The organism is Sphingobacterium sp. UBA6320, assembly GCF_002440335.1.
In the GTDB taxonomy this organism is placed as follows: Bacteria; Bacteroidota; Bacteroidia; order Sphingobacteriales; family Sphingobacteriaceae; genus Sphingobacterium.
Genome location: NZ_DJTA01000014.1, coordinates 111,942 through 123,808, shown reverse-complemented (window position 1 = coordinate 123,808; position 11,867 = coordinate 111,942). Strand labels below are relative to the sequence as shown.

Annotated in this window: 9 protein-coding genes; 5 read left to right on the top strand and 4 right to left on the bottom strand. The window is 36.6% G+C overall.

Features of this window, described 5'->3' with window-relative positions; genetic code table 11:
* Positions 1-17: 17 nt before the first annotated feature.
* The 4 genes from dapA to rplI all read left to right on the top strand — a co-directional run bounded on the left by dapA (position 18) and on the right by rplI (position 2,085).
* Positions 18-896, top strand: a complete 879-nt coding sequence (dapA, locus tag B3P23_RS08770; RefSeq protein ID WP_293925392.1) for a 4-hydroxy-tetrahydrodipicolinate synthase — start codon at positions 18-20, stop codon at positions 894-896.
* A gap of 98 nt (positions 897-994) precedes the next feature.
* Positions 995-1,363 (top strand): 30S ribosomal protein S6, encoded by a 369-nt coding sequence (rpsF, locus tag B3P23_RS08765; protein ID WP_045754298.1) that lies wholly within the window; start codon positions 995-997, stop codon positions 1,361-1,363.
* Positions 1,363-1,626: a 30S ribosomal protein S18 gene (gene rpsR / locus B3P23_RS08760; protein ID WP_021191490.1), complete on the top strand. Its 264-nt coding sequence runs from the start codon at positions 1,363-1,365 to the stop codon at positions 1,624-1,626. The genes rpsF and rpsR overlap by 1 nt, the downstream gene beginning before the upstream one ends.
* 15 nt (positions 1,627-1,641) lie before the next feature.
* Positions 1,642-2,085 carry a 50S ribosomal protein L9 gene (gene rplI, locus B3P23_RS08755; RefSeq protein WP_045754297.1) on the top strand — a complete coding sequence of 148 codons (444 nt, stop codon included), beginning with the start codon at positions 1,642-1,644 and terminating at the stop codon, positions 2,083-2,085.
* A 414-nt stretch (positions 2,086-2,499) separates the two neighbouring features.
* Here rplI and B3P23_RS08750 read toward each other — a convergent pair whose 3' ends face one another.
* Genes B3P23_RS08750 through B3P23_RS08740 form a run of 3 tightly spaced genes read right to left on the bottom strand, consistent with a single transcriptional unit; the run spans position 2,500 to position 5,725 of the window.
* Complete coding sequence (locus B3P23_RS08750; protein ID WP_293925391.1) at positions 2,500-4,224, bottom strand: hypothetical protein; 1,725 nt, start codon at positions 4,222-4,224, stop codon at positions 2,500-2,502.
* A gap of 2 nt (positions 4,225-4,226) precedes the next feature.
* Positions 4,227-5,195, bottom strand: a complete 969-nt coding sequence (locus B3P23_RS08745) for a FecR domain-containing protein (RefSeq protein ID WP_293925390.1) — start codon at positions 5,193-5,195, stop codon at positions 4,227-4,229.
* Positions 5,192-5,725, bottom strand: a complete 534-nt coding sequence (locus B3P23_RS08740; RefSeq protein WP_045754294.1) for an RNA polymerase sigma-70 factor — start codon at positions 5,723-5,725, stop codon at positions 5,192-5,194. Before B3P23_RS08740 ends, B3P23_RS08745 begins: the two co-directional genes overlap by 4 nt.
* Positions 5,726-5,942: 217 nt before the next feature.
* Here B3P23_RS08740 and B3P23_RS08735 point away from each other — a divergent pair, with 217 nt between their 5' ends.
* Positions 5,943-6,506, top strand: coding sequence for a porin family protein (locus B3P23_RS08735; protein ID WP_045754293.1), 564 nt, complete (start codon positions 5,943-5,945; stop codon positions 6,504-6,506).
* A 105-nt stretch (positions 6,507-6,611) separates the two neighbouring features.
* Here B3P23_RS08735 and B3P23_RS08730 read toward each other — a convergent pair whose 3' ends face one another.
* On the bottom strand, positions 6,612-11,807 hold the full coding sequence (locus B3P23_RS08730) for a DUF4011 domain-containing protein (RefSeq protein WP_293925389.1): 5,196 nt from the start codon (positions 11,805-11,807) through the stop codon (positions 6,612-6,614).
* Positions 11,808-11,867: the final 60 nt, after the last annotated feature.

Below are 11,867 nucleotides of genomic sequence, written 5' to 3'. Positions count from 1 at the left end.
TCTTTACAAACAACACAATGAACGAGCTTCATGGAGCTGGTGTAGCATTAGTTACACCTTTCAACGCAGATGGAACAGTTGATTTTGATTCTTTAGCACAGCTAATTGATTATCAGATCGACTCAGGTATGAATTATTTAGTCTCTTTAGGTACTACTGGCGAAGTAGCCACTCTTACCAAAGAAGAACGAAAGCGTATCTGGGATTTCACTGTCAAACAGGTGAATGCGCGCGTGCCATTGGTTGCGGGTATTGGTGGAAATAATACAGCTGAAATAGTAGAACAGATCAAAAACTTTGATCCAGCTGGATTTTGTGCTATTTTATCAGTTTCTCCTTATTATAACAAACCCGTACAAGAAGGGATCTATCAGCACTACAAAGCGATAGCTGAGGCATCTCCTCTACCCATCATCTTATATAATGTACCAGGACGTACAGGAAGCAATATGACTCCAGCGACAACAATACGTCTGGCAAAAGATTTTAAAAATATAGTAGCAACAAAAGAAGCTTCTGGCAATTTTGCTCAATTTAACGAGATCTTGAGAAACAAGCCTGAAGACTTCTTATTAATATCTGGTGACGATCCTGCCACCTTGCCAATGATGGCTTTAGGAGCGGTAGGTATTATTTCCGTTGTTGGAAATGCTTATCCTGCGCAAGTATCAAAGTTAGCAGCTTTATGTACAGCTGGCAACTATGCAGAAGCAAGAGCGATTCACAATTCCCTTTTGGAAATAACAGATTTATGTTTTGTAGAAGGAAATCCTTGTGGAGTTAAATATATTTTACAAGAAATAGGCATCGGTCAAGATCACGTACGTTTACCTTTAATACCAGTATCTGCCAATACGCAAGCTGCTATACAGGTAGAAATGCTAAAATTGAAATAAAATAGAAAAGTAATCATTGTATATTTAAAATCTATTAATTATCTTTGCACTTCCGTAAGTACGGAGAAAAAAATTAATAAACATAATTATTTAACAAAATGCAACAGTACGAATCTGTAATCGTTCTTACCCCGTTGCTTTCTGAAGATGCTGCGAAAGAAGTAATCGCAAAATTCAAAAACATCTTAGCAGAAGGCGGAGCCGAAATTGTCGCTGAAGACAATTGGGGTTTGAAAAAATTAGCGTATCCAATCCAGAAAAAAACAACTGGGTTTTATCACTTAACTGAATTCAAGGCTCCAGGAGAATTAATCAATAAATTAGAGGTTGAATACAAACGTGATGAGCGTATTATGCGTTTCTTAACTATTGCTTTAGACAAACATGCTAAAGCGTATAGCGAGAAAAAACGTAGCGGTGCATTCAACAAAAAAGCGGAAACTAAAACTGAGGAGGGATCAAACTAATGGCTAACGAAAATATCCAATACGTAACTGCCCCTAAAGTAGAGGACAATCGTAAAAAATATTGCCGTTTCAAAAAGAATGGTATCAAATACATCGATTATAAAGATGCTAATTTCTTGATGAAATTCGTAAATGATCAAGGTAAAATCTTACCTCGTCGTTTAACTGGTACATCGTTGAAATTCCAACGTAAAGTAGCTCAAGCTGTAAAACGTGCTCGTCACATCGGTTTGTTGCCTTACTTAGCTGATTCATTAAAATAAGGAGGACTAGAGAACATGGAAGTTATTTTAAAACAAGATATCAAAGGCTTAGGTGAGCAAAATGATGTCGTAAATGTAAAGCCAGGTTACGGTCGTAATTATTTAATCCCACAAGGATTTGCTATTCAAGCGACTGTATCAGCAAAGAAAGTTTTAGCTGAAAACATTAAACAAGCTCAGTTCAAACAAGATAAAATTAAAAAAGACGCTACTGAATTAGCTGCTAAATTGGAAACTATCAAGTTATCAATCGGTGCTAAAGCTGGTGAAACTGGTAAAATCTTTGGTAAAGTAAACAGCATTCAAATTGCTGATGCTTTAAAAGCTAAAGGTTTTGATGTTGACCGTCGTCGTATTACTTTCGAAGTAGAACCTAAAGAAATTGGTGAATACTTGGCAAACTTAAACTTACACAAAGAAGTGAAAGTTCAAGTTCCTTTCGAAGTAGTTGCTGAATAATAGATATTCGGTATAACATATACAAAAGGAGATAATTTCGATTATCTCCTTTTTTTATGACATCATATGCACACGGGCATATAGAAGGATATGATATGAAAGAGGGTAAATCAAGACTAGTTGATTTACCCTCTTTCTTAATTATCTACAACTGCATGTCCCTATTTTATATATCGATACCATTCAATACATACAATTTCACCTATTTCAGTCTCAGATCGATTGACCTATACGCAGTGTGCATCGATATCCCATTATTTTCATATAACCTATCCAACCACGACCATGTATTGACATGCTATCACTTATTTCCAATATCTACCATAACCGATTTCTTGCAGAAATTCAAACAGCATGATAATATCGTGTTAAAATCCTAGATGTTATCCCTAAAACAGCGATGAGATCATGTGATTACAATTTTAACATAATTCCTGCTGCACCGCCACCAAACAATTTAGAGTTGTTTTTATCCCCACCCCAAATCTTCCATAATGATTTACCTGCCTGCGTTACCGGACTGTCTTCTTTGCTAACGTAATTAAAACTAGGTGCTACAAATAAAGATAAGTTTTTACTTAAACGTAGCTCTGGAATCATTCTAAAACTAGAATGACTATTGGACAAAAGCTTAAAATTATGAGTAAGCTGATTACGATTTGAAATTTCAGCACGCAACATAAATTTATTGCCATGTAAAAGGACTGCACCAATACCCGCTTCAAAACCATATTTCGCAATATGATCGTCAGCTAAAGCTACATTTACTCCCAAAACACTATATACTATACGCCCTCCTGATCTAAACTGTACTGCCAGATATTCATCTTGATCGATAGATAAGGAAAGACTCTTCTCTCCATTTTTGATGAAGTTTAATAAGCCAATTGGATAATCACTACTATCTGCCATATTGACCACAGCAGCCAATTGGATTCCTTTGACTTTTTTTGCACGATTGGCAATCCCTGCAACTTGATTCGTGACCACACCTTTGCTGTAATTAAATCCGGCAGTCAACTGTGTTGCGCCAGCACCTTCTTTGATCAGATTACCAATTCCACCGATCTGTACTCCTTTCACTGTATCCGCTTTATTCACCCCTCCTGCTAGTTGGACTCCTTGAACGTCACCAAACACTTGATTAGATAATCCAGCGATCTGCACCCCTTTTACTCGGCCTCCGACCACATTAAAACCTCCCGCCACCTGCAATCCCTCCATGCCGTATTGATTGAGATTGAAAACCCCACCTATTTCCATTCCCTTTACGCCAGCAGTTGATCCTCCAAGGATATTCATCGAAAATTTATTGACAATCTGCGAACGAATAAAACCATGTGAACTTAATCCGGGTGTCATCGAAATCTGATAAGGACTATATAGGAAGAGCCCCCCGAGATTCATATTTTGAATACTTTGCGCAGGAGATAAAAATACTCTTCCAAAAAAAGATTGATAAAGCCCCTTGTGCTCTTCATATCCTGAAAAGTAACCATATCGACGCTTTTTATGATCGACCTTTGCATCGATCGGAAAAATAACCATCACACTTGTATCACGAAACATTTCTTTACTCACGTTGACAGCGATCAAACTACTTTTTTTCTTAATATCAAGTTCAAAATAACCATTGTGATCTGTTAAAGTAGAAAGTAGAGCATCTCGGTCAAAAATACTTGCATCAGAGATAGGCCTATTTGTTCTGATATTTTTGATATAACCCATGATCACTACTTTATTTTTGTCGTGAGTCTGTACTTCAAAATCTACAGACATGCGCTGTGGGGTATATTGTACGATAATATGTTTCCCCAATTCTTTAAAACTATATTCCTTCCCTAAAATATAATCGAGATAACCAAATAAATTACCCTGATATGACGCAAGATGAAGTGTACTATCCATCTGGAGGATATTGCTATTAAACGAGAATAAGGTTCCTTGTTTTTCTTGTAAGACCTGAAAAACCTGACCAACTGTGGTGCTTGGAAAAGCAGGCATTTGGATATCAGCAGCAAGTTGCTGCTGCCCGTATCCTTTAAAAAAACTAAATAAAACCAAGAGTAATGAAAGGTGTTTAAATCTTGTAAAAGAAAGTAGGGTATAAATATGATGGATAAGTTTTATCAAAAACATGATTATCTAGTTATATGAATAATGGAATCTTTAATAATGACTTTACTTTTAAAAGTATCTGCAATAACCTTCAAAATATCATTTAAACTATTTTGTTTAAAAGTCGCCGTCAATAAAAGTTTTTTATCCGCTGCAACATCAATGACTATTTTTTGCTCATAAGCTTTACTTAATAACTCCACCACACGTTCCAAGCTTGTATTTTCAAATATAAACTCGCGATCTACATAATATTTATAAAATTGATCTGGCACCTGTTTAACAGAAACTGTAGTTGTGTCGCTGTCTTTCACAGTAATCATTTCTTTAGGATGTAGATATATTTCATGATTGTTGTAAGAAACTTTCACCAAGCCCGTCGCTACAATAACCTCAGTCGCATCTACATGACGACGCACATTAAAACTAGTCCCCAATACCGTAATCTTACTTTTACCAGAAGCGATCACAAAAGGATGTGCCCGATCTTTCAATACTTGAAAAAACACCTCACCTTGCTCTAATTTGACACTACGTGCTTCATTCATCCACGTACTAGAATATGCGAGTTTCGAGTTTTTATTAAGTGTGACTGTCGATCCATCGGGCAATGTATTTTTAAGTACTGATGTGGTACTATAGAGATTTTGCTCTTGTCTATTACTTTTATCAAAGTAATAAAATCCCAAAGAACACATCAACAGGACTGCCGCTGCCGCCCACCAATTCCATCCAATGTCGACCGTTTTCCTGTCCCGAGTATCATTCCGATCAGCAGATCTATTGGCTCTAGCAGCTCTAAACTTTGCCCAAGCTTGATCAACATCTACTTCTGGAGCTTCAAGCGCTTGAGGTAGGCTATCCCACATTTGTTTCATTTTTAAATATTCAGCATGATTGCGGCTATCTTGTCCCAACCACTGTTGAATAATCTTATTTTCTTCTTCATTGGTTTCTCCAATGATGTATTTTTCTAACAATTCCTTATTCATATAATATAGATGATATAGAAAACAATCACAGTTAAATAATCTATCAATTCAATACGTAAATGTCGAAGAGCTTTGCTCATATGGCCTTCAACTGTTTTTATGGAAAGATCCAGTGTATCGGCAATATCTTTATATTTCATTTCCTGAAAACGACTCAGCTCAAATACAATACGGCTCTTTTCTGGAAGTCCAGCTAATGCTAACTGCAGCTTTTGATCAAGATCTTTTGCACTTTGATCTACAGCTGGCACGACATCCTGTCGGCTCAGTTGATAAGATTGGTAAGTCAACTTTCTTTGTTCCTTTTTTAGCAAATTCATACTTTCATTATAAACCGCACGATATAAATAGGCTTTTATTGAAGTATGCACCTCCTGTTCCCACTCTTTTTCCCATAAACGCAAAAAAACTTGCTGGACAATTTCTTCAGCACTTTCACTATCCCTCACGTATCGAAATGCCGAACGGTGCAATTCCTGATAATACGTACGAAACAGTTGCTCAAATTTTTTTTCTTTATTTTCTGACATGGATTTTATTTTCCGCACTCATTAAACGATCTACTGTATTATATATGACAATCAAAACGACCTATACCCTTACCTGAATTTCATTTTTTTCTACCCGATCAAATTTAAAACATATTACACCATAATATTTTAAAATTTATCAAGGGTATGTCCATACTTGGTTGTCATAAAAGAAAGACGAATAATTAATCGACACAAATACAAACAATTTAGAAAAATGAAAACAACATTAAAAACTGCCCTTTTGGGATTGACATTATTAGGATTAGGTACAATAGCAAATGCGCAGGAAGTGACCTATGGAATTCAAGTTGGAAGTAATTATCATATGACATCATTTGGTAATCATTCCATTAAAGATAATAATGGAAAAGTTGGTTTTTCAGTAGCTGGATTTGCACGCATTGGAAATCAATTATTCTTTCAACCAGGTGTTGGAGCCAGCTTATTACGTAAAAACTATACATTAGATAAGAGTGAGAAGACATTAAAATTTTATCAAATAAATTTACCACTTCAGGTGGGATATAAATTAATCGATCAGGAAGATTTCAACCTTCGGGCGATGTTAGGTCCTCAATTAAATTATGATCTCAAAACGGTTAAATCTACAGGCACCACAGATTACAAGAAATTTTCTTTCGATGGAAGAGTAGGATTAGGTATCGACATTAGTCGATTGACAGTGGACGCTTATTACACCCACGGATTGAGCAGTGTTGATAAAACACTAGATGCCAAAAACAGGACAGTAGGAATTATGGTCGGCTACAAATTCTAATCTTTTGCATAGATATACCACGGGCTTCATTCAAAAAAGTAGTGCTCGTGGTATCTCTAAATATGGACATCTTAAGATCGTTTAAAATCAAAAGCAATAAGACAACTAAACTATTGGATTAATTTCCTCTTCGGACGGTACCTCAACTTTTCTGGCGAGCTCATTTACTTTTATCAAAATAGACTCTACGATTACATCCGCATTTTCGATCCAATCTAAAGTCCAAATACGGAAAATATTCCATCCTAAGCTCTCCAGCATCTTGGGCAATACCAGTTCTCGATCATTCGTAGTTTCAGCATCAAAATAATTGGTTCCATCTAAAAGAATCGATAAAATATAACGGTTTGGAAATTCTGGATGAACAATACCTAGGTCAACTTTAAAATCTGATGTTCCTATATTCTCATTAACCACCAATCCTTCAGCTCGTAATCTACTTGCCACGTTATGACTTAAATTTATGTGGTTATCCTCAGCTTTTATCAGACTTGCATCAAGTGGCAAATGTCCCTTTTCTGCAAAGGCTAAGAAGTTTTTCAGACCGGCGACCCCTTCCGAAGCTGTACGGTTTAAATTAATCTGGTCTGATCGAAGCGTTGCAAACACTTTCATTTCCTCACGAGCTCTTGTTACAGCGACATTAAGTCTCCTCCATCCACCCTCACGATTTAAAGGTCCAAAATTCATACTGAGCTGATCTTTATCATCCGGTCCATAACCAATAGAAAACAAGATCACATCACGCTCATCTCCCTGCACATTTTCCAAATTCTTGATGAAGATCGGTTCATCTCTTTCTACTGCCCATGATTCCAGCTGCGCATCCTTTCGATATAACTCATTGAGTTTATCTTCAATTAAACTCTGTTGCACCTGACTAAAAGTGACGATACCGATACTTTGTTTACGTGTCCTTTCATTTCGAAGTCGTTTTGCGATATCATCCACGATAGCCTGTGCTTCAAATTTATTTTGACGACTTTTACCCTTATCATAATACCCTTCTACATACTGATAAGTAACTCGGCTATTTAAATCATCTGCCGATGGGAATGTTAATAGTTTATTGTCATAATAATGTGCGTTGCTAAAAGCAATTAAACTCTCATGCTTACTCCGATAATGACGCAACAGATACTTCGATGGAAAAGATAAAGAAAGGCAATCATCCAAAATACTTTCCAAATCCTCAATTTCTATATTTTCCTCATCGACTTTATTGCTCATAAAAAATGATGTCGGCGGCATCTGTTTTGGATCTCCCACGATCACGGCATGTTTGGCACGTGCAAGAGAACTTACAGCTTCACAAGTCGGCAATTGCGAGGCCTCATCAAAAATTAATAAATCAAATTGCTCCGGATTTACTTCAAAATACTGCGCAACGGATATTGGACTCATCAACATACAAGGAGCCAATCGAGGTAAAAGAGTAGGCATCTGATCAAATAATCTTCTGATACTTAATCCCCTTCCCCTATTTTTGATAGCACGCTGTAGCACGGCTATTTCAGAACCTTGAGCAGCCTCCTGTACCGCATTTGGCAAGTCCTTGTTTAGCCGTAACAACAATTCCTTTTTTGTCAATTCAGTGAAGCTTTCAGCAATTTGTTTATACTTCGAAATTTTATCCTCAAATAATCGAACATTGAACATATTTAATGCTTCATGAGAAGCGATTACTTGATCCGCCAGATTATAGTGAATGATATAATCAAAATGCTCAACCAAATGTTCTTGCTGGATATCATCATTTTCATAACAAGCTACCAACCATCCTAAGTCTAGTCCTATCGCCCTTTCCTTGGTTTTAGAATAGTTAGTCCAATTTTTAATGGTATCAATATGTGTGACTATGCCGGTCATTTTTTTCCTTATTTCAGTCAACCAATCGATTTCAATAGGATAAGATCGGACATCCAATTGGGTTTCATTTTGAAATTGGTGGATATGACCAAGTAAGGTCTGCCATGCTGCTAAAACATGGCGTAGATCTTGGTTGGGTACCAATTGCTTGATATCGGTTTTCGAATGCGCTATCCATTGCGAGAGAACTTCTTCCAAAGGAGAAGTTAATAAGGGCCCCAACAATTCGTTTAATGCTTGTAAGCCTTCGACTTTTTTTCGGATATCACTCAAATCTGTTTCCTCTTCTAAATAAGAATTGGATAATGCTTGACGGACGAAATCATATTCTCTTGATTTGACAACTTCATTAATTTGTTGGTAAGCATTGACTTCGTTAAAAAATTGATCTAATGCAGCATCTTCATTTAAAAGCTTACTGCTGTAAGTAGATAATCCTTTTTTCACTTGTCTCTTTTTTAACCACTTTGGAAAAAACCAAGTTTGTTTTGCTACATTCCAGATTGATTCTAAAGCCGTTAGATTCGCATCCAACACACTTTTATGGGCATTACTTAATAAAATACGCCGTTTAATTTGAAAATTTTCAAAATCAAGCATCCATTTCTGTAGCTTTTCTTGCTGTGGCTGATTAAGGATCAGCCGCCAAAGCGACAAACCCGTTTCTGGCAACTGTGCTAATGAATTTACAAATTGATTAAACTGATTCAAGTCTGACCACGAAAATACTTGGATCGGGATACCAAGAGTTTCAATGACACGCCGCATTACGAGCTCATATTCTTCACAGCTTTGTTTCAATTGAAGAGATGAAGATGCTACCTGTTGTTGAATTGCCGGCGAATAATTAGTAAGCGCAATTCCCTTAAATGGATTATGACTAGGCTTGGTTATGATCTGTGACACAGAATATAAGTCGATAACCAAATCTTTCCATGATCGCCACTTTTCATTAGTTAGGGTATCAAAAATTGTTTTTGGCAAATCAATTTTACCAAAATTATAGGATTCTAATGTTGTAATTGCAATAATACTATCATACAAAGTCCAACCGATGGTCTGTTGTGCATGCAGTTGTTCGATATATACTTGAAGTTCTCTTTTCGCATTTATCAAATGATTAGCCTCTTCATTAAAATCAAAATTACCCAATATCTTCGGCAGATCTAGGGTTTCAGCAAGCTGCGCAAGGACATCTGATTTCTTGGCTTTGTTAGAGTGAAGCTCCAAACAGAAATTTGATAACCCGATAGTCGCCAGTCGTTTATATACAACATCCAAAGCAGCTTTTTTTGCCGCTACAAAAAGTACCTTTTTTCCTTGAAATAGGGCATTAGCAATGATGTTGGTAATGGTCTGCGACTTTCCTGTACCTGGAGGTCCATGTAGCACAAAACTTTTATTTTCACTTGAAGCATATATCGCTGCTAACTGCGAAACATCTGTTGCAATAGGTAATGCTAAAGCCGCGGGATGAATATTATCAAAATCTAATGTATTTTCTTCATTATTGACATTAATCCGCAATTGACCATCGATCAAACTCTGCACAATCGTACTTTGTGCAATCTGCTCAGATTGATGTGCAATATCATTCCAAAGAATCAATTTATTAAACGAGAAATTACCTAAAACCACTTGATCAGCAATATCCCAACCTCTTAATCCCATAATCGCTCTGCGTATGTGTGCGATTACCTGCGTGACATCAATACCTTTGTTGTCTCTCGGAAGTTCTTCCAGATCACTTAAATCAAGTTCATATTCTTGCCTGAGAAATTCCAACAATGTGATATTAATCATCGCCTCTTCTTCCCGGCTACGAAGTATAAATTTGCTATTGATAGAGCGACGGGTCAACTCTACAGGAATCAAGATAATTGGTGCAGACCTGACTTGACTAGGAGTCTTCTTATCCCTCCACTTCAAGAGCCCAATAGCCAAATAAAGTGTACTCGATCCATTTTCCTCAATAGATAATTTGGCGTTTCGATAGATATGGGTGAGGATAGTATCCAAATCCTCACTGTGGTAGTAAGAGATCAAACGATTATGGGCCAATTCCTCCTGAGCTAGCTGATATGCAGGAGATGAAGCATGCAGTGTTTCATTCAAGATACTATACTGTTTTAACAGCGGAGCATTTGCACTTGCGCTAATCGAAAAGCTCTTCCCTTCCACTAACAGATCTTCCAGATCATGAATATTAACATCCATGATCTGTAACATATTTTTTGTCATGCGCAGATTCAGTAAATTGTTGCGCAACGACAGATCCAATAGTTTCCTTTCCCAGATTTTTTGTTTACTGATGGATTTATTCCCGTTTAATTCTTTTTCAGCGTAGATCTTACCAATCTCAATCTTTTCATCTTTTAAAGCAGCATTTCTTACGATTAGATCAGAAAGTTCGCTCATGCTAGCGTCCAACTTGAGAGGGAGAGGTTTAATACCACTAGCTCGGGCTCTTTTGATATCAATAGATAAAACAAAATCATCCTTTTCGACAAGGTTTGCTTCAGCGAGATCAATCGCTTCATTGAAACTGATATCGGTACCTTTACAAACACTGGTCGACTCGATAACGACTATTTCACTTATTCCTTTAGCAAAACGTTTGGTTATAGCCGTTTTATCTTCATTGATAATTTCGGAAAATTTATCATTATGAAGCCAACAACCCACAAAAGCATGTCCTTTCGTTACAATTATAATGGGATTTAGATCTATAGCCTCCAGACAAGCAGCGTACAATAAACTGATATCAATACAATTACCGAAACGCTTACTGGCAATCACATCAAGTAAACGCAAACGTTGCCCCCGTTCCTCATAACTTGGAGGCAGAGCACTGTACACGATCTGTTCAGACTGTATTGCTTTATATATCGCACGCATCATTTCCAGTATGCGCACAGGATCTTCATATTGGTATCCTTCAAATTTAACGGGCAGATTTTGCTCTTCTAGATAGGTTATTGCTTTATTCTTTATATTATAAATATAAGAATGGTTGGGTGTTACATAAGAAGCTAATAGTTCAGGAAGTGCATTAAAACCTCCAAAGAACGACATAGGATGCAATTCTATTTCGACCCTTTCCTCCGTCAATAAATTTTCATCTTGATAAATCCGAATATAATATAAACTGCGTTCAATCTCACTTAATTGAATAAAATAAGCAGGTTTAATCATGATCTTATCTGTCGGTATTTTAACCGATAAACCCACAGGTAAATATGCGAGTTGGTAGGAATAACGCTCCATCCAGGGTTCATCTGTATCAATATCAATACGAATTTTCTCTAAAATTTGATCGCTTTCAGAAGAAATCATCAGGTTGCTTAAAAAAGTAATCTGATTTTGATACATGGAAAGATTCAGGAAATTTGCTGTCTCTTTTTCTATATGAATCTGTTTAATATTTTCCATTCGCAATTTTAACTTATTAACTAAGATAAAAAAGATAAACAATAGTTCAAATATCTTCTA